The following is a 17,695-nucleotide window of genomic DNA, read 5'->3' on the forward strand; positions in this document are numbered from 1 at the left end:
AAGGAGTTGACGAAAAGCCGAGATTCTTGTTTAATACGCACCGTTGGCAGCGGCCAGATAGCTCAGTCGGTAGAGCAGGGGATTGAAAATCCCCGTGTCGGCGGTTCGATTCCGTCTCTGGCCACCACACTGCTGGGGTATCGCCAAGTGGTAAGGCACCGCTTTTTGGTAGCGGCATTCCCAGGTTCGAATCCTGGTACCCCAGCCATTGCCGACTTTACGTGTAGCCGACATAGCTCAGTTGGTAGAGCAACTGACTTGTAATCAGTAGGTCCCGGGTTCGACTCCTGGTGTCGGCACCACTAAAAAGTGGTTGATAGCAACACGTTACGAATACTGAAAAGCCACCCAAACGGGTGGCTTTTCTCGTTTGCGTAACACCTTGCGTAACAAAAACCTACGGCATGAAAATTGCCGATCCCGCCTTTATCCCCACCTGGTTACTCGCCCGAGTTCGGTACATGCGGAATGCTCAGGTCGTAAATATCCATCATGGATGCTGACCGGTGGCCACTCGCTTGCTGTTTGTCGTGAAGGTTCCCCTTCGTATCCGTAATGCCCCGGCGCTTGAGGTCGTGAAGGCTGAAGCGCTCTTCCTGTGTAATCACTCCCTGTTCTAATGCGCGCGTAACAAACCGCTGCCAGGCCGAGTCAAAGCTGCTCTTGCGCAGGGCGTCACCGTTCCTGGACACAATCAGCGGCCGCCGTTCTTCCAGCATAGGTATCGCCCGCCCTCGCTTCTGCCAGATCTCGTCGCGGCGTTTGTGCGCGGTATCAATCGCCTCGCGTAGCCGTGGGGTCCACGTCACGATGTTATCGCGACTGCCTTTGCGGCGGTTGGTCAGCAGCCCATGCTCGGTGATGTTGGCATCGGTAAGCGTCACTACCTCTATCCCGCGCAGGCGGCACAGGTAGGAGATCTCCATCGTGATCCACAGGTACGTGGGGCAGGAGCCTATTTGCCCGCGCCTTGGGTAGTCATTGCCGCGCTCTCGGGCGTGAGCGATCAACTTCGCCATGATGGGGCCTGTGGGCAAGCGCTGCTGCTTGCGTTCTTTCGCGTGCTCAACGCCTGCCGCCGGGTTTGAGTCGCAGTAACCGCGGTTGATGCCCCAGCGAAACAAGCGACCCAAGTACCGCGCGATGTGGTTGGCCTTTGACGGCGTGCCGGCGGCGGCAATCTGGTCCACCAAGCGTTGCACGAGCGCTGGGCTGAACTGCTTGGTCGATAGCTCGCCCAGGGGCTTGCCAATTTTAGTGGGTATTTTCAGCAGCGAATCACGACAATACTCGTAATCCTCGCGCGTCTTGGGGGTTAAGGCTTGGCACTGGGCGGATTCATGGAAGCGCTCGCACAGATATTTGAGCGAGTGCTTGTCAATGCCATCCTCTTCCTCGGCAATCTTATGCAGCTCTGACAGCGTTGCCTTGGCGTCCGCGACGTTTCTCCGGCGCTGGCGCCCGGCTTCGTCACGCGTGAGCATATACCAGCGTCCATGACCCCGATGGTCAAAAAATACCCCGCCCGGGATGCGACTTTGATCGATGTGGCCGGGGATGTGCGGGTTGTGCTTACGGGGCCTGGAGCGTGTTTTCATAGGATGTCGGTCGCTTCAAGTGTGTCGTTGCTGCTGGCGGGGGTTAAGCCGCCTGCTTGGTTGATGAGTTCTATTGTAGTCCAGGGGCCAAGGCGCCCCTGGAAAACCTGAACGCCCTGGTCACGCAAGCAGCGGGCCACGTCCCCTGGGCGCTGATAGCCGGTGATCTGTTTGAGATCTTCGCACGATAGAACCGTATTCGTACCCATGTGTGCTACTCCTCATTAGTCGCCCGTGTAACGCTGACCGGCCGGGCCATACCCTCGCCCGTCACGCCACTTATGTTCGTCGCGGGCCATGCTGTCTTCCATTGCTAGCTGGCGCTGCTCCTCGAGGAGCGATTGCACTGCCGGATTACCAGCAATACGCCTCAGGTTTAAGAGCTCGTCTTGCTGGCGCTGGATAATGCCGGTGGCCACCGTGGCGAGTTCCCAGCGATCGGCTGGTGTTTCGCCGTCATCGCGAACCTTGCCCAGCCCGTAGCAGTGGCCACAGGGCTTGTCGCGATTGCCTTTGATGTGGTCGTGCCCGGAGCCCATGCAAAGCGGGCAGTCGTCGGGCGCGAGCTCTCGCCAGTTGGCCAGCCAGTCCGCCTGTGTCGTGGCGCTTTGAATCCCTTTATCGAGATCCTGGTAGATCACCAGCCACTGCCCATCGAGGGACTCTGTGCCCTGGTGCTGTGCGACTTCGTGGTAACGGCCACCGCGCTCGCGGTGGGTGTGGGTTGGCTGGGTCATTGGTGGCCCTCGGCATGCTGACGTAGTTCTTTCGCTCGCTGACCCAGAAGATCAAAAGCAGCATCCCAGCCAGCGTCAAAACCATCCTCTTGGGGCGTATCCTCATGAGGCCCTGATTGAAACTTAACAAGCTCTAGCGCCTCTGCCTGCTTGATTGCATCGCGGCGGGCGAGGCTGGTGGCGGGCGATTCGTACATCGCGGCCTTCCATTCCCCAATGTCCTCATCTAACTCGCCTGCACCCTCAAGCGCGGGCACTAGGTCGTTCTCTACCAGCAACAGGCTTCCTCTTAATGCCTCTTGCAAACGCTCAACATGTGCCGCCAAGGCGTCACGCTCTTCGACCAGCTCCTTAACTAGCTGTGGCTCAATGCCCACAATCTCATTGCCCAGCGACTTCTGAATCTCACCGAGCGATTCACAGGCCGCGACAAACATGCGCTTATGCCTTCCTAGGTCCTCGATCACAACGTTTACGCCCTCGTGGGCTGCGCCAATGTCACCTTTGTTGCCTGTCATTTCTGAGATGGTCGCTAAGTGGCTGTGGTATTCGTCTCGCTCCCTTAGCGCTTCAAGTATCTGTTCGATGGAGAGCTGTTGGCCGTCCTTTAGAATTGCCGCGCCGTCATCGCAAACGCCTTGTGTATATTCGCTCATATCGCCATGTCCTCCTGAATCGCTTCTCTGGGCTCGGGCCGATTGGCTACGTCAAAGCACGCCATGTGTGGATCCGGTTCGTGTGCATTGCAGATTTGCGTAGCGAATACCTGCACCCCGTGGCGATCGCAACGGCCGTAAGGTGTACGGCTTGGCTTTTGCTGCAGCGAAGAGCGCTGCTGAAAAGGGCAGTGCTTATCTTCATCAAAGCCCTGGTGTCCGTAGTGCTGGCAGCTAACGCACGCCCTGGGTGAGTGCATGAAAGGCTCGGCGACTGTCGGCTGATGATTCACTTCCCGCCTCCCAGCAGCGGCATGCCGTCTTCGTCCAGCTGCGCGCCGGCGGGGAGGAAGTCGGTACCAGGCGCGCGCTTGAGTAGTTTCAGCCGCTCGTTTTCGGTCCGGGCGGTGTCGATCACCTGTCCGGAGATCTCGCCCACCGCCTTGGAGCGCTGAATTTCTTCTTTCAGGTCATCGCCGGTTAGAGATTCATCGCCTAGGCGTTCAAGCTGGGCAAACAGGTGGTTGCGTAGGTCATCGATCTTGTTTTTCATACCTGCTTGCTCCTGCGGTTGATTTTGCGGTTCAGTGCCCCGCGTAGCTGAATAAGCTGCGGCAGCGGGGCCGGTAGATTGTGATAAGTATTGCGGCGCATCAGGTCGGCACGGCTGATCAATTCGAGGTTCCCTGGGACGAAGTTGCGCTTATCGCCATCACGGAAGATGACAGCATGTCCAGGTGGCACAGGTTCGCCGTGATGCTTCTCCCATTCGATGTGGCTGACGGCTACAAAGTCATGGCTAGTGATGCCTGTATCGGTCATCTTGCGTTCCAGATAGCCGTCTTTGGTGACGCGCTCGGAGCCGATCGGCAACCAGGAGGCAGGGCGATGTCCTTTCTTGAAGCGGCCACGCTCGCTGCCTGGTGGGCTAAAATGAGTGCCTTTGTTCCAGGGGGCTTGACCAGGCTTAAAGCAGCCGGGCTTTTCGCGCTCCATGTACTCGGCTGACTTTCTCCAACCGTGATTAACAGCCTGGTTCTGAATGCTTGACTCACTGCGCCGGAAGATCCGGCCCAGGGTGATGTTGTCCGTGTCTGGATAGGCTTTCTTCAACGCCGCCAGATCTTCCGGCGACCAGGTCTTGCCGTTGTTGGCGAGGTAATCGGTCACTGGCTGCCCCCTAACATTTTGCTAGCGTCGGCAATATGCTTTAGCGGCCGCGCAAGGGCAGTGCCCTTGGCCAGATCAATGCAGCGGCTTAAGTCCTCACGCCGCTGGCGCTCTTGCTCGCCTATCGTCAGGCTGCCGCGCTTGGGTTTGGTGATCAGGTCCATGCCGCGTTTGCCGGACATGTAGCGGCTGTATACGGTTCCTGCTGCGATTCCGTAGATTGCCGCCAGCTTCGATAGTGACAATTCCTCACCGCTGTACGGGTCGTTTACCAAGTGATCAAGCTTCGGCACGGACAACCTCCTGGGCGATTTCCTCGCGGTGAAGCTGCTCGACGTCGACGATCTGCATACCTACTCGATGTGCAACGTGCAGTTCCAGGTGAGCGCCCTTCGATGCCTGCCAACCGGGCAGCAGGGCGATGGTGTCGCAGGTGAGCATTTGGCGTAGGTCCTGCCTCAGGTACTCTTCCCAGCTGAGCTCCTCGGTTTCGCTTTGCTTCTCTGCCGGGTTGACGACCTCATAGCCAAGCGCCCGCAGCTGGTGAGCCGTTAAGTGGAACGCGCCAAAGTTCAGACCTGGTAACCCCGTCATGGGGCCGCTGATGTAGATGCGTTTCATGATTGGCCCTCGCTATTGCGCTGAACCTCACCACCGAGCCACTCAACGATTCGTTCCACGCTGTCGCGCAGGCATTCCGCCATAAGCAAAAAGTCGCTTTCCAGGCGGGCTAAAGCATCGTCGCCATCGTCTAATTCATCCGCCACTTCAATGAGCGCGTCACCGAAGCGAATCGACTTGAGCGCCAGGTCGTCATGCAGGATGAAAGACAGCTGGCCTTCGATGTTGAGCGCCAACTTGCTGGCCTGCCGGCCGCTTTCGAGCAGCTGCTGCATTTCGTCTGACTCGAGGTCCACCTGGCGGCCGCGTACCACGCCGTCATCGCCTTTGGCTTTTAGCTCCACCTGGTCGCCCATCTGAAGGTCAGCTGGGCGGCTGGCGGGGTCGCCGAGCCACGTTGTCATGGCGCGCATGGGCAGCGTCTGGGATGCCAGCGGGGTAACGCTCAGGCTGCCCAAGGTTTCGCGCAGCAGGTCGAGCACATCCTCAGCGCGGATGCGGCTGCTGGCGTTGATGCCAATAAGCTGGCGCTCGGTATCCCACCACAGGTCTATTTTCTGGCTGCGCACGAATGCCCGGGGCAGCAGATCCTCGGTCACCTTCTCTTTGAGCGCGGTCTTCTCTTTGCGCGTGACCTTGCGTCCCTCGGTGGCTTCGATCTCGGCTACCAGATCATCGACTTCCTCTTTAACCACTGACGCGGGGAGGATGCGTTCTTTGCGTAGGGCGCTGATAAGGCGGTGGCCCTGAATCTCATGGAGTAGTTGTCCACCGCCCTGCCGACCGGCTGGCGCTGTCCAGCCAAGGCGGCGAGCATCGGCGTTACCCATCGGTTGGTTCTTATAGCAGGCCAATTGCTCGGCTAGCTGCTCGGCGCTTAGCTGAACGGCTGCATGGACGCGGTAGAGGTGAAGGTGTTTGAACCACATGTTAGGAGTCCTTTTGTTTTGTCTGGTCGCTGCCCTTGGCTGGCGCTGGCTTAAAAATCCGGTCGAACTGTTCTTCAAAAGTCATGGCTTGTTCACATGCCGCCTACCATCACGCGCGGGACGTCTTCGGCGGGGTAGTTGGGGTTGTGGTAGCACCACTCTGATTTGATGCGGTGCGGGAAGTGGTAGCCGTCGCAGTAGCAAGTCAGGTGACGCCAGCCGCGCTGGTCCGCCCATTGATCAATGCGTAGTGAGTTAACGTTGCCGCAACTGCGGCACCGCACCGGGCGCAGGTAGTCGTTTGGATGCTTGGCCTTCACTTGGCGTGCATCACACACGCGGCAACGGCAATGGCGGCGCCTGTCTCCCACGAGGACGACCTGGCCGTGTTTATTGCGGACTATCACGCGACGGCCTGCTTTGCCGCGTCGTACTGCTGGATAGCCCAGACGATGGCGTAGCAGCACCAGAGGTAGTGGCCTTTCCACTTCTTGCAGTCGACTTCCCAGAAATCCTGAAAAAACTCTTCGTCGTTGAAGCGGAATTCCAGAGCAGCTGTGATAGCGGTGTGCTCGTTATCAGCCTCGCCAAGCACTTCTATTTCGACTGCCTCCCAGGCTTCGGCTTTGTCCTCTTCATCCCAATCCTCGGTGGCGACTTCAAACCACTCGGTAATTTCCGATCGGAACTTTTCGGGCTGCCATTCTTTGGTGATCTCTTCCGGCGCAATGCTGGGGCCGGCTTGTAGCTTTTCTTGCCAATAGCCGGGGTTGATACGCAGCTCTTCATCGCGGAAAAACTTGAACATGTCCTCAATGCGCTGAAATACGTAACAACCCATGTCGCCGCTGATGCAGAGGAAGCCTGGCCAAGTAGTGATGTTGAAATAGCGGTCGTTACTCTCAGGGCGCGCGCAACGCAGGTGGCGATGCAGTCCTTCATCGTGAATCACCGTTAACTGGTGCTCGGTGATCGTGTCCTGGAAGCGCTCAAGCGGCGTTTTCTGAATAGCTGTCATCGTCATCACCTCAAAACTGAACAAGCTGGTTATCGGTAGACGCGTCCGGCATCGCGTACTGTGCTGGCGCGTACTCATCCAGCGCTGGCCCTGCTGGCCGCATGCCTGGGCATTGCTCGGCCACGTTGATGTTGTCGTCCCAGTCGCGATGTCCGGATCGCTTACTAAGCGGCACGCCGCGGGCTTCCTCAGCAGCGAACACCGCCACGCCTTCGCAGTACTGCATAACGGTCTGCTCTTGTTCGGCCTCGGCATCGTGGCCCGCCAGGGCGCCCATGGTGCCGATGATCGCGACCAATGCCGCCGCCCACAGGCCGTTTTTCGTTTGCTGTTTCATGCGGCTTGCTCCTGCGTGGCGTTGGCTTCGAGTGGGTGGCGCAGTAGGCAAATGCGGCCTTCGATGTGGGCACCCCACAGCACATCACGCAGGCAGTTGCGGGCAGCTTCTTCGGTGGGCATGGGCTTCGCCATATCCACAACAACGCGGGTGCCGTAAGCGCCGGTGAACGCGGGTAGGTAGCCGCCTTCGACCGGCTCAGTATCAATCACGGTGTTGTGCAGCGTGTAGCCGTCGGCCATGGCGAATAGGCGCCAGTGCTGGATCAGGAAAAGGATGCTTGTGGTGTGGTTCATTGGTTCGCTCCCTGGCTCTGGTGTGCGCGAACGCTGGAGAGCATGTCTTCAAGGTTTTCCAACGCCAGCACCGGTGACGTGACCGGCGGCAGGTCGGTGGTGAATACCTTTGGCTCTTGATTGGTAAGCCTTTCGATCACTGACACGCTACTAGGGGCCAAAGTCAGCACGACATGGCGGCCTTGCTTGATGTTCATGTCCATCACACGGTCGGATAGCTCGTGTACGCGATTCCGCACCAGCTGCTTGATGGTTTGGTCGTGGATGCTCATGCGTAGAGGCTCCCTACGTTCCGGCGGCTAACGGTGCGGCTGGCGCTTACTTGGGTGCGGGTGCGCACCGGTGGGCGGTGGCGCATGGCCTCGGCGTCTGGGTTGATGCCACTCACAAGCAGGGCAACGAGTAGCGGGGCGATCCAGCCGCGGCGCATGGATTCAGCTACAGCGCCAGCGGCTTTAAAAACGCCAAGCTTTTGGTAGCACTTGGTTAAGCTCCTGCGGACCGTTTCGTGTGAGCGACCGGTAGCCTGGGCAATCTCTTTGTAGGTGTGGCCACCAGCGAGCAGCATGAGGTCGGTGGCTTCGGTGCGGGTAAATCCGAGGCTTCCGCGCTCTGGGTTTATCTGGGCTTTCCAGTTGCCTTGTGTGATTTGCATGTTGGTTCCCCTTGCGTGCTTGTTGGAACCATTAAAGTACCTTTAAGGTACATAGTCAAGGATGGTATGTTCTTTTTAGGTACATGTTCAGGCAAAAATAAACCGCCTGTTTGGGCGGTATTCATTGATAGGTACCAAAAAACCCGCCTTTCGACGGGTCCTTTTTTGATAATCGGTTATTTTTATGCGGCGCTGGCGGGCATCCTGTTTTGAATAGCCTGGCCGATTGATCTAGCAACAGCGGGGCTGGCGCCTTTAATTTTCAGGTTTGCTTTGAGTGCTTGGGGCCCGTAACGCTGGGTATAGACACCAAAGAGCTCGTCGGCATAGGAACCAGACAATGAGATTACGTCGTTGTAATCAAGGATCACCGTCTCGTTTTGCTTGGTCAGAGCTTCGATACGAGAGCGCTCCTGGGCAGCTGTGATACGGTTAGCCAAGGAGCCTTTATATTTCAGTGTATTAGGCATGTTTATTGCTCCTAGAGTAGGGCGGCTTGGCGAGAGCTACAGCAAGATGTCATCTAGAATATCTTGCACATCGTCATGAAACGGCTCTTCTTCAAGAATACGGCCAAGCTCGCTAATATTTAATCTACATGCGATTGCTACACCTTTCCAGTGTGGCATCGCACAAAAATAACCAAATTCGTCATTCTTTCGTGTGTGTGGGTTCGAGACCATTAATGTGTCTCCCGTCGCTACCCACAGATAACCGTTGTAACCGGTGACGAGCTGCATCAGCTTTGCTAAACCAAGCCCCTGGTGATTGTTGCCGTCGTGCCAAGGGCGTGCGTCAGCTTGTCCTTCGAAAGGATTGCCCATGCCATCTTCAGGAATCATCTGGGCAAACTCATCATGATCTCTGTCTTTCGTCGTGTTTCGTGGGGTGAGGCACCACCTGATCGCAGACTCATCATCTACAACGTCTGGGACGCCAATTCGCTGGCACTCTCTTAAAAACCCTTTCCCCTTATCAGCAACAGAGAACTCTATGACAGGATTGTTGGGGTTCCAGTTCAGCGCCATTGAAAACCCCATGCCTTCAGCGTGCGCCCGAACGTTATCATGTAGCTCGCCGATAACAGAGCAAAGCTGTGCAATACCTGGCTGATCCTCTACACGTAAGCGAATGCTGTTATTTGTCTCTGACGTGGCAGCATCAACATCATCTGCATTTTGCAGCATCTGAATAGGGCTGTAGTTAACGCCCTGATTGACCCTATTGAATTGATAACCGTCGATGCCGGTCAATTTATAGGGCACTTGCATCGCCTCGAGCAAGCCGCGATGGTTATCAGGGTCTGCATAATGCAGGTCACGAATTTTCCTATCATAGCCAATACACGTGACGGTGGTGATAAAACCTGGCGTGAGAAACCCGCTTGGAATGTACAGCAGACCATTCTGTTCAGGTGCAATATTTTGCTGGTTTGCCACCGCGTAACTGATGCCGCGTTCTGCCATGCATGCCTCTAAAATCTTAAAATGAACGATTGCTTATTTAATGCATGCCCCGCCACGCAGTACGATCTTGTTAAAGCTTGGTCTTGGCTTCTACTGCTACACCGAGGATCCGACAGTTGCCGTTGATTGGAATAAGCGGGTAAGCGGGGTTGAGAGGCTTCAGGTAGCGCTGCCCGCCGTCAACGATCAATTTTTTGAACGTCGCCTCGTTGCTTTCGTCCAGCTGGGCCACAACGAGCTTGCCCGGGGTGGGCTCGATACCGGTATCGACCAGCACCAGGGTGCCTTCGGGAACGCTGGGCTTTACCCCCGCGGGTGCCGTCATCGAGTCGCCGGTCACTTCCAGCCAGAATGCGGGGCCCTTGGCGTCATAGTCGGTGGTCTCGTGCCGTTCTTCCATGCCTGCAGGATAGGGAACAATGCACTCTGCGAACCAGCCCGCCTGCACTTCCGATACTACCGGGTAGCGGTGGTAGCGGATCGGCTGCGCGGCTGGAGCTGTGTTGGCGTCGTAGCTAGCATCTGCATCACGCGTGCCGCTCTCATGGTCATAGTCCAGCCACCCTGAGGGCTTCCCAAAACAGCTCTCTATATGCCGGGCGAGCTTACTTCCAATGTTTTTGGTTGGATTTGCGCCCATCACTCGGCTCATTTGAGTCGGTTCGCGGTCTACCTTAATGGCGAACGGAGTTGTGCCGCCTGCCTCTTTGGCAAGTTGCCGCACATTTTCTAGGCGTATTTGGGCGATTTCCTTCATATCCATATTGAACGCTATTTGTACTCTAAGGGTACAGTGCCTTTACGGTACAGTTTTTGCGAGCTACTATGTACCAAATTGGTACTTAAGAGGGCGCGGAAATGGGCCAAAGCTCGCATAGTGAGTTCTGGAAGTCTTTATCTATTGGTCAGCGAGAGAACATTGCCGATTCGGCAGGAACATCGGCTGAGTACTTGCGGCAAGTGCTTGTTTATGACCGTCAGCCAAGCGCTGATATGGCAAAGCGCCTGGAAAATGCGACAGCTGGCGCTTTGACCCGCCAAAGCCTGCGTCCAGATTTGTTCGCCGATATGCAGGTGGCCTCTCAATGATTCCAGTTTATCCAACGCTGCCCACCAGCACAGCGCCTGCGATGTGTCTGTTCGGGCATACAGTGTTTTGCGGAGAGAAGTGATGAGCAATCAAGCCAATAGCAGCAAAGAAACGTTTGAAGCCCTTAGTGGCCTTGCCCAAGAGCAAGCCTGTTCAGTGCTGGCGCATTATCTGAAGGACGGTGGCCCTGTGACAGGTAACGACGCCAGGGAATCGGTCGAGGAGGCCGCCCGCAACATCCGGGCGGCTTTTGCAGAGCTAGAGGGTATTACTCCTCTTGATCAAGACCCTGGTAATAAGCAGCCAGATCGCGGTGAAGGTCAATGAGGTTGGCGGCAATGGCTTTGCCTTTTCCCTTTTCGGTGAGCGTATTCGATTTTATGTCGGCTGCTCTTAGCAGTTCGAGTACAGCTTCGTGCGCTGCTTCGTTGGCGCTCTCTGATAGAGGTCCGTTCATAGATAAAGCTCCTGACTTGATGTGTGGAAACTTCAGGTTAACAGAGCTTTATCCGGTGACGGTCGAGGGCGCTTTTTTCTTTGGTTGTAAGCGATCTTCCATGGGTTTTTGTTCAGGGGGTGTGGTATGAGCACTGCAAACGACGAACAGCGAGATCTTGATGTGGCAAATGCCGAGGTGCTTTTAGCCAAGCATGGGTTAAGTACGCCATGTGCCGTGCTGCGCCCTGCGCCAGAAGTGGTGCAGCGGGAATGGGAAAAGCGCTGCAGGCGCCAGAAGTCAGAAGCGGCGTTTGCAACAAAACTTTCTGATTTGCAGCAGTGGCAGCTGGAGGTACAGCTTGGGCAGTTGATTAAACAGGCAACGCTCGCCCGTGAAAGCGCTGAGGAATCCGAGATCAAGGCGCTGAAAGCGCGTTGGGATGAGGCCGAGGCGCTTGAGTCTATCAGCGAATGCCGCAAGTGCCTCGGCCTGACGGATGGGCCTATTGGTCAGCTAGATGGTCGGGACGATGATGCTTAACCATTTCGATAATAAAATCCATGTGGTGCTGGCCTCTATAAGCGAGTGGCGGAAGTCCTTTTTCAAGAAAGGCGACAACTTCGTAGGCCTCTTCCGGCAGCTTGAACGTACTCAATTCACCAGTGAGCGCAGCGATAATTTTGCTTTTGTTTGCGCTCGGCAAATCAGAAATGTGCCAACGGTTTACAAGGGCGGCTTTCAGCTGCAGTACACCTATGTTTTCCCCAGGCGCCAAGGCTGGCCCAAATTCCTGCCTTACGTGATCGCAATAGCATTCAACCAGATAATCTTGAAATGCTACATGCATAACGTCCACCAGCATATTTGGCTGCATCGCATCCAGGCTATCGATCTTTCCGCCAGACGCATTGTTAAGCGCAATTTGCCATCTGCTGTCGTAATCAATCGCTTTTGCCACGTCGCTTTCCTTCTATTAGTGGACAGTGTTGCAACTACCACCTTAGAGGATGGTGGCGTGGCTTTCTATTGTGGGGGTGGCCATGTCCGTTGAAGCAATGAGCTGGGCCCTTCATCAGCAAGCCGTGACCGATCCCGCTGCAAGGGCGGTGCTGTTCGGGCTGGCTAACCATGCCAATCATGAGGGGCGCCATGCCTTTCCGAGCGTGAACTTGATCTGCCGTTATACCGGGCTGGCGACCCGCACTGTGAAGGCCAAGCTAAAGCTGCTGGTGGATTATGGTTTGATCCGCAAGGGTAACCAGCGGGTAGCTGCTGCCATCATCGACCGCGCGGATCGTCGCCCCACTGTGTACGACCTTGACCTAACCAAGGGGCTCGATAAGACGTCCATCGGTGACGAGGAACGGGATGCAACACCTGCACCCCGTAATAATAAACGGGGTGCGCCAGAAACACCCCGCGAACCTAACGGGGTGCATTTCACTGCAGAACGGGGTGCGAGAGATGCACCCGAACCGTCCTTAACCATAACCCCCTCTCTCTCTAACGCGAGCGAGCCAAACGTTTTTCAGCAGGCGGCGCAGTCGACCGATGACGGAACACCACCGCCCACCGGTGCCCGCCGGTTTGCGATGACGCTCGACTGGCAACCCGATCCCGAACACCTGGCCACGGCCTGCTGGCGCATCGGCTTGCCTACCGACACGACCCCCGAGCCGCACCAGCTGGCCAAGTTCACCGCGCACCATGCCGACCACCCAGAGCGCCAGCACGGTACCGGCAATTGGCACGCCAAGCTGGCTGACTGGCTGCGCAACGACCTCAAACACGCCCCCGCTCAATCGTTAGGAGCCGACCATGCAAACCGCACAGGATCTCACTCAGCAGGCCGTTGCCGCGATGAGCGCGACGCCGTCCGCCAGCAACTCGCCGACCCATACGACACCAGTTGGGCGGAGGACTTCTGGGAAGACGAGCCAGATACCTCCGGAGCGCAAGGAAGCAATCACCGCCCTGGTGAGCAAGGTATTTACCCGGCTGGAGGCGATTTTCCCGAGGACGTTTTCGAGTGCGTTTCCGACGGTGGACATGCTGAAGCTCAGCCGCCGGGAGGTGGCGCAGGAGCTGGCGCGGTGGCCGATGCTGCCCACGAACCAGACGATCGAGCGGGCGTTGAGCGAGATCAAGCGCACGGGGAATACCTGGCCGCCGACGATCCCCGAGTTAATCGCGAAGCTTCAGCCCAGCGCCGAGGATGCGGGTATGCCGAACAGCGCTGACGCATGGCGTGAGGCCGTGAACCATGCGCACCACCCAGCCGAGCATTGCTGGCGCCATGAGGCGGTGAGGTTGGCAGGGCAAGCGGTGGGCTGGTGGGAATTGACCCACACAACGGCGCAAAGCACGTGGCCACGTCTGGAACGACGCTTTGAGAAACATTACGCCGCACTGGTTAACCGCGTGCTGGCGGGTGAGGAGCTGCAGGCCCAGGGTTTGATTGGCCATGAAGGCAGCGAGACCCGGGGCGCTAAAGCAGAACGGGCAAGCCGCGAAGCTGCCCAGCAACAAGCCGAAGCGGCGGGAATGCCGCACCGCATGAACCCAGAGCAGGGCATGCGTTCATTACGCGCCGCCCTTGGAGGACGTTAATCATGAATACCGCATTTCAACCAAGCGGCAATGAAGTGAAGCAGGCCGCGTTCAATGAGCACCGCCGCTCTGGAAAGTTGAGTTCCTCACGTGGCGTTGTGATTACCACGCTGGCCAGCCAAGGACCGATGACCCGCAATCAGTTGGCGACTGCCACCGCGTTGCCTTTGGCGAGCATTTGCGGTCGCTGTCGTGAGCTTTTGGATCTCGGCTATATCGATGTTGCCGGTATGAGCGCTGATTCACCTGCTCGCCAGGTGCTGCAGCTGACTGGAAGCGGCAAGGGATTGGTGCTGGAAGCGTCAGAGATAGCTGGAGAAAAGCGAGGTGAAGGATGACCAAAGCGAAAAACTGGAGCCATGCCGAGCTTTGCGAGATCGCCGTCAAATGGCTGAGGCGACCAAATAGCAACAACGGCCATGGCTGCCATGTGGCTGTGAGTGAAGTGCGTTCAGGTTGGACGGGTGAAGTGCCGGATGCCATTGGATTCCGGCAAGCAGGCTATGCACCCCACGACGGCTCAGTGGTCGTTGAGGTGAAGGTTAGCCGCTCGGATTTCCTGGCCGATAAGAAAAAGCCGCATCGGATCGAAGGTGGCTTGGGCAATTGGCGGTACTTCATGTGTCCAGAGGGCATGATTGAACCGGATGAATTGCCCGACGGCTGGGGGTTGCTGTGGGTGAATAGCCGTGGCCACGTCAAGCCAAAGGCTGGCGCCGCCTTCGCGCTATGGCAGTCGAGTAACTATCGCTCTCACCAAGGAGCTCTTGCCGACTTCCGTCAGGAAAGCGACTGGAACGGTGAGCAGTTCATCCTGGTGAAGCTTTATGCCCGCATTGGCGATCCTGAAGCCGTTAATCAAAAGCTTCGCGAAGCGTGGGGTGAGCATGCCCGCATCGCCAAGCGCTGTAATGGAATGGCAGAGGAGATAAGCGACCTGAAACGTAAGCTGAGCCAAGCGAAACGTGATGACGCCTACGGCATTGGTGAGCTATCAGCAGGCTTGGATGGCTTGCGAAAAACGGCAGGTGACCGGAAAAGCCCCAGTCGACCACTAACAGCGCGGGGTGGGTCATGACTCAGTATAAAGGCGGTCAACAAGCCCGCTGCGCCGCCATGCTTTGCCAGAATCCCCGGTTTTGGCTCTATCTGGATCACCGTTGGCGCTCGAGGAACGCGCTTGAGTTTCGCCAATTCCCCGATGGTACGTTTAAAGCGGCGGGCGCCACTCGATGGCTCCGTAAGGCATGCGGCATCCAGAGCCGCGCCGAACTGGATCATAACGATGATGCTAGCGCGATGTTCGATAGAGTCATGGCCAGCTATCAGAGCTGGGAACGTCAGCAGCGCTTAAATGAGCGCATAGCAGGGGGTGAGGCTTGAGGGCAATCAGGGCTTCGTCAGGGGCAGCGGTAAAGCGCCGCGCGCCGTCTCACGATTATGAGGGGAGTGAGCAGAAAGCGTTGATCAGTTGGCTGCATGGGGAATGGCGTCGAGGTAGCCAGGTGGGGCAGGCGTACCCAGTGACTTACCACGTGCCTAATGGTGGCCAGCGCAACAAGAAAACCGGCTCTGACCTCAAGGCGCAAGGCGTGAAGGCGGGTGTCTCTGACCTGGTCGTTATGGAAGCGCGCGGAGGGCTACATGGACTGTACCTGGAGTTTAAAGCCACGCCGCCCAGGCATTCGGCTATTGCGTCGACTCAGCGCGACTGGCTGGCGCTGGCGGATGATCGAGGTTATGGCGCCGTGCTTGCGCGTGGGCTTGAAGAGGCGCGCGCGGTGTTGCGGGCGTACATGGCATTGCCGTTAACCGAGGTGGTCGGTGATCGCCACTGCCTTGAAGTTGGTACCGACTGGAGGAAGTGATGCAGCTACCGCCGAGCGTACAGCAGATAGCCGACGTGATCGGGGCAGATAAGGCGCTGACGATGGTTCGCCACCTGCGCCAGCGGTGCAGCGGTAAAACGCTGTATGTCTATGTGCCCAAGCCTGAGCGGTTGCACGCCAACCATGCCCTGGTCGACATGCTGGGGTACGCGGACGCCATGGCGCTCTGTGAAGAGTTTGGCGGCACGCATCTTTATCCGTCTCCCTGTAAGTACCTGCAGCGGGCAATCAGGAACCGGGTGATTCTCGCGCTTCGCGACACTGGCCTGTCCGCGGATGAGGTCGCTCAGGAATTGGCCATGTCGCGTAAATGGGTGGCCAACGTTATCGATGCCCGCGACATGGTGCGCCGCGGCGATAGCATCGAGGTGGTCGCCCGATCGGTAAAGATCTCGCCTTTAACCCTCGGCTACATCCTCGACATTGATGTTGAAGACGTTGGGCCAGTTACGCGCCGTGGTGAACCTCGCCAAGCCAGTCCCCAAATGCCTCTTGGCCTTTGAACTACATATAGCGGAGCGCTCATAGATCCACGCCATAGACTTCTCTCAACGTTTATGTGGAGGCAGCTATGCATTGTGGTTCAACGGCTTCGGTCAAGGGGGCCATGTGTCTATGAGCGAAATACCCAGCAGGGATACGCAGCTTGATCGCATCGAGTCGAGCATTGCTCAGGTGCTTGACCGCCTGACCCGCATGGAAGAACGCCAAAATAATCACGCTGGGCAAATTGAGAGCCAAGCCAGCCAGATCTCTGAAATGGCGATACGCCTGCGTGAAGTAGAGGTGAATCACGCTGTTTCATCCAGGCTTGCCGACCAAAGCAAACAACAGCTTTCAGGGCGCTGGGCCGCTGTAGGTGCCGCCGCTCTGGTGCTGCTGGGGTCTATTGGAGCGGCGTTCGGCACGCTCTTCATTAACATCATTAAGGGGGCTATATGAGCCAACGTATCGCTAAGCACTTCAACCGTGCTGAGTTCGCGTGCAATTGCGGGTGTGGTTTCGACACCGTGGATGCTGCAACGCTTCGGATCCTCGATGCCGTGCGGGAGCATTTCGGCAAGCCTGTCACGGTGACCAGCGGCTGCCGCTGTGAGACCTATAACCGCAAGGTCGGCGGCGCGGCGAATAGTCAGCACACCCTGGCCCGCGCGGCTGATATTCAGATCAAGGGCGTGGCGCCTGATGCGGTGTATGACTGGCTGGCCTCGAATTACCCCAGCGCCAGCCTGGGCCGCTATGACACCTTCACCCATGTCGATACTCGCTCAAACGGACCAGCACGATGGTGATGACTTACATGATCCCCCTGTTGCTCGTGCTGGCGGGCAACGCGACCCATATCCTCAAGAAGCTGATCGAGGTGCGCCAGCAGGGCCATGACTTGACGCTGTTCGGCTTTCTGCGTGTGAGGCCCTATAAGTCGGCGCTCTCCCTGGTTGGCAGTTTGGCGGGCTATCTCTTGCTGGCTGACCAGGGCGTTACCAGCTTAGTGGCGGCCTTTGGTGTTGGCTACGCGGCTGACTCAATGCTTGAGGTAGTTGGCGCTAAGGCGCGGACGGTCGTCAAATGATCGGCCTGTTGCGGTCCTGGAAGCTATGGGCGGGCTTGGCCTTGGTTGCGGGTGCTGCTGGTGTGGTGGCCGTTGGGCTGGATCAGGCCCACACGATAGGCGAGCAGCGTGCCGAAATGGAAAGCCAGCAGGCGTTAGTGGAATCCCTGGGCTATCAGCTCCAGGCCCAGCAGCGCCAGCACGAGAAGAACCTGGCTGCACGTGACGCCGCCCTGGTCGCAGAGCGTGAGCATGCACGTGCTGCCCAGCAACGAGCAAAGACCCTATCCACCCAAATCAACCAAGAGAGGGCGGCCAATGCCGAGCTTGATGCGTGTATGGGCCTGCAGTTGCCTGACAGTATTGCTGAGCGCCTGCGCCAGTGACCCGATCGTGGTGACTGAGCAGGTCCCCCTACTTCCTCCTACTGCCTACCTGGAGACGTGCCCTGTATCGCTGGGGGATGGCTCGCTCGGCGCTGCCCTGGTCGGGCTACGCGAGACCGTCGAGTGCGATCGTGCTGACAAGGCAGCCTTGCGCGCGTGGGTAGACGAGCAAGCGCCTGCCGATGATGAAAGCCGCTGAACTTTTTAGGTACTCCCGGCGGGGGTGAGCCCTGCGGGTGACAGGCA

The 17,695-nt window shown here is 57.5% G+C and carries 34 protein-coding genes, 3 tRNA genes and 1 pseudogene; 18 read left to right on the top strand and 20 right to left on the bottom strand.

Annotated features, from left to right (window positions below; all coding sequences use genetic code 11):
* The first annotated feature begins 51 nt into the window (after nucleotides 1-51).
* The 3 genes from QC816_RS16220 (at nucleotide 52) to QC816_RS16230 (ending at nucleotide 302) form a co-directional block, all read left to right on the top strand.
* Nucleotides 52-127: transfer RNA gene (locus tag QC816_RS16220), tRNA-Phe, on the top strand.
* Between the two features lie 6 nt (nucleotides 128-133).
* Nucleotides 134-208, top strand: a tRNA-Gln gene (locus tag QC816_RS16225).
* 18 nt (nucleotides 209-226) lie between these two features.
* Nucleotides 227-302, top strand: a tRNA-Thr gene (locus QC816_RS16230).
* Between the two features lie 138 nt (nucleotides 303-440).
* Here the strand turns inward: QC816_RS16230 and QC816_RS16235 are convergent.
* From QC816_RS16235 to QC816_RS16325, 19 genes are all read right to left on the bottom strand, one after another.
* Nucleotides 441-1,484 (bottom strand): site-specific integrase, encoded by a 1,044-nt coding sequence (locus QC816_RS16235; protein ID WP_309783374.1) that lies wholly within the window; start codon nucleotides 1,482-1,484, stop codon nucleotides 441-443.
* 110 nt (nucleotides 1,485-1,594) lie between these two features.
* Nucleotides 1,595-1,807, bottom strand: a complete 213-nt coding sequence (locus tag QC816_RS16240; protein WP_309783376.1) for a DUF4224 domain-containing protein — start codon at nucleotides 1,805-1,807, stop codon at nucleotides 1,595-1,597.
* A 15-nt stretch (nucleotides 1,808-1,822) separates the two neighbouring features.
* Nucleotides 1,823-2,335 carry a hypothetical protein gene (locus tag QC816_RS16245; protein ID WP_309783378.1) on the bottom strand — a complete coding sequence of 171 codons (513 nt, stop codon included), beginning with the start codon at nucleotides 2,333-2,335 and terminating at the stop codon, nucleotides 1,823-1,825.
* Nucleotides 2,332-2,991, bottom strand: a complete 660-nt coding sequence (locus QC816_RS16250; protein WP_309783380.1) for a hypothetical protein — start codon at nucleotides 2,989-2,991, stop codon at nucleotides 2,332-2,334. Before QC816_RS16250 ends, QC816_RS16245 begins: the two co-directional genes overlap by 4 nt.
* Nucleotides 2,988-3,284 (bottom strand): hypothetical protein, encoded by a 297-nt coding sequence (locus QC816_RS16255; RefSeq protein WP_309783382.1) that lies wholly within the window; start codon nucleotides 3,282-3,284, stop codon nucleotides 2,988-2,990. Before QC816_RS16255 ends, QC816_RS16250 begins: the two co-directional genes overlap by 4 nt.
* Nucleotides 3,281-3,544, bottom strand: coding sequence for a hypothetical protein (locus tag QC816_RS16260; RefSeq protein WP_309783383.1), 264 nt, complete (start codon nucleotides 3,542-3,544; stop codon nucleotides 3,281-3,283). The genes QC816_RS16255 and QC816_RS16260 overlap by 4 nt, the downstream gene beginning before the upstream one ends.
* Nucleotides 3,541-4,161: an HNH endonuclease signature motif containing protein gene (locus QC816_RS16265; protein WP_309783386.1), complete on the bottom strand. Its 621-nt coding sequence runs from the start codon at nucleotides 4,159-4,161 to the stop codon at nucleotides 3,541-3,543. The genes QC816_RS16260 and QC816_RS16265 overlap by 4 nt, the downstream gene beginning before the upstream one ends.
* Nucleotides 4,158-4,454, bottom strand: a complete 297-nt coding sequence (locus QC816_RS16270) for a helix-turn-helix domain-containing protein (RefSeq protein WP_309783387.1) — start codon at nucleotides 4,452-4,454, stop codon at nucleotides 4,158-4,160. Before QC816_RS16270 ends, QC816_RS16265 begins: the two co-directional genes overlap by 4 nt.
* On the bottom strand, nucleotides 4,441-4,782 hold the full coding sequence (locus QC816_RS16275; RefSeq protein WP_309783389.1) for a DUF4406 domain-containing protein: 342 nt from the start codon (nucleotides 4,780-4,782) through the stop codon (nucleotides 4,441-4,443). Before QC816_RS16275 ends, QC816_RS16270 begins: the two co-directional genes overlap by 14 nt.
* Entirely contained in the window at nucleotides 4,779-5,711 is a 933-nt protein-coding gene (locus QC816_RS16280) for a recombination-associated protein RdgC (protein ID WP_309783391.1), read from the bottom strand. The genes QC816_RS16275 and QC816_RS16280 overlap by 4 nt, the downstream gene beginning before the upstream one ends.
* A gap of 92 nt (nucleotides 5,712-5,803) precedes the next feature.
* Nucleotides 5,804-6,118, bottom strand: a complete 315-nt coding sequence (locus QC816_RS16285; protein ID WP_309783394.1) for a hypothetical protein — start codon at nucleotides 6,116-6,118, stop codon at nucleotides 5,804-5,806.
* On the bottom strand, nucleotides 6,115-6,729 hold the full coding sequence (locus QC816_RS16290) for a hypothetical protein (RefSeq protein ID WP_309783396.1): 615 nt from the start codon (nucleotides 6,727-6,729) through the stop codon (nucleotides 6,115-6,117). The genes QC816_RS16285 and QC816_RS16290 overlap by 4 nt, the downstream gene beginning before the upstream one ends.
* A gap of 10 nt (nucleotides 6,730-6,739) precedes the next feature.
* The gene (locus tag QC816_RS16295) at nucleotides 6,740-7,066 is read right to left on the bottom strand and encodes a hypothetical protein (protein WP_309783398.1); all 327 of its coding nucleotides are present in this window, start codon (nucleotides 7,064-7,066) and stop codon (nucleotides 6,740-6,742) included.
* Nucleotides 7,063-7,362, bottom strand: a complete 300-nt coding sequence (locus QC816_RS16300; protein ID WP_309783399.1) for a hypothetical protein — start codon at nucleotides 7,360-7,362, stop codon at nucleotides 7,063-7,065. Before QC816_RS16300 ends, QC816_RS16295 begins: the two co-directional genes overlap by 4 nt.
* Nucleotides 7,359-7,634, bottom strand: coding sequence for a hypothetical protein (locus QC816_RS16305; protein WP_309783401.1), 276 nt, complete (start codon nucleotides 7,632-7,634; stop codon nucleotides 7,359-7,361). The genes QC816_RS16300 and QC816_RS16305 overlap by 4 nt, the downstream gene beginning before the upstream one ends.
* Nucleotides 7,631-8,017, bottom strand: coding sequence for a helix-turn-helix transcriptional regulator (locus tag QC816_RS16310; protein ID WP_309783403.1), 387 nt, complete (start codon nucleotides 8,015-8,017; stop codon nucleotides 7,631-7,633). The genes QC816_RS16305 and QC816_RS16310 overlap by 4 nt, the downstream gene beginning before the upstream one ends.
* Before the next feature lie 182 nt (nucleotides 8,018-8,199).
* Complete coding sequence (locus QC816_RS16315) at nucleotides 8,200-8,487, bottom strand: STAS-like domain-containing protein (RefSeq protein ID WP_309783404.1); 288 nt, start codon at nucleotides 8,485-8,487, stop codon at nucleotides 8,200-8,202.
* A 36-nt stretch (nucleotides 8,488-8,523) separates the two neighbouring features.
* Nucleotides 8,524-9,483, bottom strand: coding sequence for a hypothetical protein (locus QC816_RS16320; RefSeq protein ID WP_309783406.1), 960 nt, complete (start codon nucleotides 9,481-9,483; stop codon nucleotides 8,524-8,526).
* Between the two features lie 70 nt (nucleotides 9,484-9,553).
* Nucleotides 9,554-10,246: a LexA family protein gene (locus QC816_RS16325; protein ID WP_309783408.1), complete on the bottom strand. Its 693-nt coding sequence runs from the start codon at nucleotides 10,244-10,246 to the stop codon at nucleotides 9,554-9,556.
* 95 nt (nucleotides 10,247-10,341) lie between these two features.
* Between QC816_RS16325 and QC816_RS16330 the strand changes: the two genes are divergently transcribed.
* The 3 genes from QC816_RS16330 to QC816_RS16340 all read left to right on the top strand — a co-directional run bounded on the left by QC816_RS16330 (nucleotide 10,342) and on the right by QC816_RS16340 (nucleotide 11,552).
* Nucleotides 10,342-10,572, top strand: a complete 231-nt coding sequence (locus QC816_RS16330) for a hypothetical protein (RefSeq protein ID WP_309783410.1) — start codon at nucleotides 10,342-10,344, stop codon at nucleotides 10,570-10,572.
* A gap of 82 nt (nucleotides 10,573-10,654) precedes the next feature.
* The gene (locus tag QC816_RS16335; protein WP_309783411.1) at nucleotides 10,655-10,900 is read left to right on the top strand and encodes a hypothetical protein; all 246 of its coding nucleotides are present in this window, start codon (nucleotides 10,655-10,657) and stop codon (nucleotides 10,898-10,900) included.
* 256 nt (nucleotides 10,901-11,156) lie between these two features.
* The gene (locus QC816_RS16340; protein ID WP_309783413.1) at nucleotides 11,157-11,552 is read left to right on the top strand and encodes a hypothetical protein; all 396 of its coding nucleotides are present in this window, start codon (nucleotides 11,157-11,159) and stop codon (nucleotides 11,550-11,552) included.
* On the opposite strand, the gene QC816_RS16345 is transcribed toward QC816_RS16340, so the two are convergent.
* Entirely contained in the window at nucleotides 11,515-11,970 is a 456-nt protein-coding gene (locus QC816_RS16345; protein ID WP_309783415.1) for a hypothetical protein, read from the bottom strand. The two genes, QC816_RS16340 and QC816_RS16345, sit on opposite strands and share 38 nt — an antisense overlap.
* Before the next feature lie 97 nt (nucleotides 11,971-12,067).
* On the opposite strand from QC816_RS16345, the pseudogene QC816_RS16350 reads away from it, so the two are divergent.
* From QC816_RS16350 to QC816_RS16405, 12 genes and pseudogenes are all read left to right on the top strand, one after another.
* Nucleotides 12,068-12,799: pseudogene (locus QC816_RS16350) on the top strand (helix-turn-helix domain-containing protein); the annotation flags it as partial.
* A 73-nt stretch (nucleotides 12,800-12,872) separates the two neighbouring features.
* Nucleotides 12,873-13,622 (top strand): replication protein P, encoded by a 750-nt coding sequence (locus tag QC816_RS16355; RefSeq protein ID WP_309783658.1) that lies wholly within the window; start codon nucleotides 12,873-12,875, stop codon nucleotides 13,620-13,622.
* A 2-nt stretch (nucleotides 13,623-13,624) separates the two neighbouring features.
* Entirely contained in the window at nucleotides 13,625-13,960 is a 336-nt protein-coding gene (locus QC816_RS16360) for a MarR family winged helix-turn-helix transcriptional regulator (protein WP_309783416.1), read from the top strand.
* The gene (locus QC816_RS16365) at nucleotides 13,957-14,700 is read left to right on the top strand and encodes an adenylosuccinate synthase (protein ID WP_309783418.1); all 744 of its coding nucleotides are present in this window, start codon (nucleotides 13,957-13,959) and stop codon (nucleotides 14,698-14,700) included. The genes QC816_RS16360 and QC816_RS16365 overlap by 4 nt, the downstream gene beginning before the upstream one ends.
* Nucleotides 14,697-15,005 carry a hypothetical protein gene (locus tag QC816_RS16370; protein WP_309783419.1) on the top strand — a complete coding sequence of 103 codons (309 nt, stop codon included), beginning with the start codon at nucleotides 14,697-14,699 and terminating at the stop codon, nucleotides 15,003-15,005. Before QC816_RS16365 ends, QC816_RS16370 begins: the two co-directional genes overlap by 4 nt.
* The gene (locus tag QC816_RS16375) at nucleotides 15,002-15,490 is read left to right on the top strand and encodes a VRR-NUC domain-containing protein (RefSeq protein WP_309783422.1); all 489 of its coding nucleotides are present in this window, start codon (nucleotides 15,002-15,004) and stop codon (nucleotides 15,488-15,490) included. The genes QC816_RS16370 and QC816_RS16375 overlap by 4 nt, the downstream gene beginning before the upstream one ends.
* Nucleotides 15,490-16,014, top strand: coding sequence for a hypothetical protein (locus QC816_RS16380; RefSeq protein WP_309783424.1), 525 nt, complete (start codon nucleotides 15,490-15,492; stop codon nucleotides 16,012-16,014). The genes QC816_RS16375 and QC816_RS16380 overlap by 1 nt, the downstream gene beginning before the upstream one ends.
* Nucleotides 16,015-16,126: 112 nt before the next feature.
* The gene (locus QC816_RS16385) at nucleotides 16,127-16,453 is read left to right on the top strand and encodes a hypothetical protein (RefSeq protein ID WP_309783425.1); all 327 of its coding nucleotides are present in this window, start codon (nucleotides 16,127-16,129) and stop codon (nucleotides 16,451-16,453) included.
* Nucleotides 16,450-16,803: a D-Ala-D-Ala carboxypeptidase family metallohydrolase gene (locus QC816_RS16390; protein WP_309783427.1), complete on the top strand. Its 354-nt coding sequence runs from the start codon at nucleotides 16,450-16,452 to the stop codon at nucleotides 16,801-16,803. Before QC816_RS16385 ends, QC816_RS16390 begins: the two co-directional genes overlap by 4 nt.
* The gene (locus QC816_RS16395) at nucleotides 16,797-17,084 is read left to right on the top strand and encodes a hypothetical protein (protein ID WP_309783429.1); all 288 of its coding nucleotides are present in this window, start codon (nucleotides 16,797-16,799) and stop codon (nucleotides 17,082-17,084) included. Before QC816_RS16390 ends, QC816_RS16395 begins: the two co-directional genes overlap by 7 nt.
* Nucleotides 17,081-17,449, top strand: a complete 369-nt coding sequence (locus QC816_RS16400; RefSeq protein WP_309783431.1) for a hypothetical protein — start codon at nucleotides 17,081-17,083, stop codon at nucleotides 17,447-17,449. The genes QC816_RS16395 and QC816_RS16400 overlap by 4 nt, the downstream gene beginning before the upstream one ends.
* 7 nt (nucleotides 17,450-17,456) lie before the next feature.
* Entirely contained in the window at nucleotides 17,457-17,648 is a 192-nt protein-coding gene (locus QC816_RS16405) for a hypothetical protein (protein ID WP_309783434.1), read from the top strand.
* Nucleotides 17,649-17,695 lie beyond the last annotated feature (47 nt).

This window comes from Vreelandella janggokensis (assembly GCF_031451615.1).
In the GTDB taxonomy this organism is placed as follows: Bacteria; Pseudomonadota; Gammaproteobacteria; order Pseudomonadales; family Halomonadaceae; genus Vreelandella; species Vreelandella janggokensis.

What these genes read in the sequence shown, in the direction of transcription:
- QC816_RS16235 (WP_309783374.1), bottom strand. Translation starts at nt 1,484, where the DNA reads ATGCTCACGCGTGACGAAGCCGGGCGCCAGCGCCGGAGAAACGTCGCG.
- QC816_RS16240 (WP_309783376.1), bottom strand. Translation starts at nt 1,807, where the DNA reads ATGGGTACGAATACGGTTCTATCGTGCGAAGATCTCAAACAGATCACC.
- QC816_RS16245 (WP_309783378.1), bottom strand. Translation starts at nt 2,335, where the DNA reads ATGACCCAGCCAACCCACACCCACCGCGAGCGCGGTGGCCGTTACCAC.
- QC816_RS16250 (WP_309783380.1), bottom strand. Translation starts at nt 2,991, where the DNA reads ATGAGCGAATATACACAAGGCGTTTGCGATGACGGCGCGGCAATTCTA.
- QC816_RS16260 (WP_309783383.1), bottom strand. Translation starts at nt 3,544, where the DNA reads ATGAAAAACAAGATCGATGACCTACGCAACCACCTGTTTGCCCAGCTT.
- QC816_RS16275 (WP_309783389.1), bottom strand. Translation starts at nt 4,782, where the DNA reads ATGAAACGCATCTACATCAGCGGCCCCATGACGGGGTTACCAGGTCTG.
- QC816_RS16280 (WP_309783391.1), bottom strand. Translation starts at nt 5,711, where the DNA reads ATGTGGTTCAAACACCTTCACCTCTACCGCGTCCATGCAGCCGTTCAG.
- QC816_RS16290 (WP_309783396.1), bottom strand. Translation starts at nt 6,729, where the DNA reads ATGACAGCTATTCAGAAAACGCCGCTTGAGCGCTTCCAGGACACGATC.
- QC816_RS16295 (WP_309783398.1), bottom strand. Translation starts at nt 7,066, where the DNA reads ATGAAACAGCAAACGAAAAACGGCCTGTGGGCGGCGGCATTGGTCGCG.
- QC816_RS16300 (WP_309783399.1), bottom strand. Translation starts at nt 7,362, where the DNA reads ATGAACCACACCACAAGCATCCTTTTCCTGATCCAGCACTGGCGCCTA.
- QC816_RS16305 (WP_309783401.1), bottom strand. Translation starts at nt 7,634, where the DNA reads ATGAGCATCCACGACCAAACCATCAAGCAGCTGGTGCGGAATCGCGTA.
- QC816_RS16310 (WP_309783403.1), bottom strand. Translation starts at nt 8,017, where the DNA reads ATGCAAATCACACAAGGCAACTGGAAAGCCCAGATAAACCCAGAGCGC.
- QC816_RS16315 (WP_309783404.1), bottom strand. Translation starts at nt 8,487, where the DNA reads ATGCCTAATACACTGAAATATAAAGGCTCCTTGGCTAACCGTATCACA.
- QC816_RS16320 (WP_309783406.1), bottom strand. Translation starts at nt 9,483, where the DNA reads ATGGCAGAACGCGGCATCAGTTACGCGGTGGCAAACCAGCAAAATATT.
- QC816_RS16325 (WP_309783408.1), bottom strand. Translation starts at nt 10,246, where the DNA reads ATGGATATGAAGGAAATCGCCCAAATACGCCTAGAAAATGTGCGGCAA.
- QC816_RS16330 (WP_309783410.1), top strand. Translation starts at nt 10,342, where the DNA reads ATGGGCCAAAGCTCGCATAGTGAGTTCTGGAAGTCTTTATCTATTGGT.
- QC816_RS16335 (WP_309783411.1), top strand. Translation starts at nt 10,655, where the DNA reads ATGAGCAATCAAGCCAATAGCAGCAAAGAAACGTTTGAAGCCCTTAGT.
- QC816_RS16340 (WP_309783413.1), top strand. Translation starts at nt 11,157, where the DNA reads ATGAGCACTGCAAACGACGAACAGCGAGATCTTGATGTGGCAAATGCC.
- QC816_RS16355 (WP_309783658.1), top strand. Translation starts at nt 12,873, where the DNA reads ATGAGCGCGACGCCGTCCGCCAGCAACTCGCCGACCCATACGACACCA.
- QC816_RS16360 (WP_309783416.1), top strand. Translation starts at nt 13,625, where the DNA reads ATGAATACCGCATTTCAACCAAGCGGCAATGAAGTGAAGCAGGCCGCG.
- QC816_RS16365 (WP_309783418.1), top strand. Translation starts at nt 13,957, where the DNA reads ATGACCAAAGCGAAAAACTGGAGCCATGCCGAGCTTTGCGAGATCGCC.
- QC816_RS16370 (WP_309783419.1), top strand. Translation starts at nt 14,697, where the DNA reads ATGACTCAGTATAAAGGCGGTCAACAAGCCCGCTGCGCCGCCATGCTT.
- QC816_RS16380 (WP_309783424.1), top strand. Translation starts at nt 15,490, where the DNA reads ATGCAGCTACCGCCGAGCGTACAGCAGATAGCCGACGTGATCGGGGCA.
- QC816_RS16385 (WP_309783425.1), top strand. Translation starts at nt 16,127, where the DNA reads ATGAGCGAAATACCCAGCAGGGATACGCAGCTTGATCGCATCGAGTCG.
- QC816_RS16390 (WP_309783427.1), top strand. Translation starts at nt 16,450, where the DNA reads ATGAGCCAACGTATCGCTAAGCACTTCAACCGTGCTGAGTTCGCGTGC.
- QC816_RS16395 (WP_309783429.1), top strand. Translation starts at nt 16,797, where the DNA reads ATGGTGATGACTTACATGATCCCCCTGTTGCTCGTGCTGGCGGGCAAC.
- QC816_RS16400 (WP_309783431.1), top strand. Translation starts at nt 17,081, where the DNA reads ATGATCGGCCTGTTGCGGTCCTGGAAGCTATGGGCGGGCTTGGCCTTG.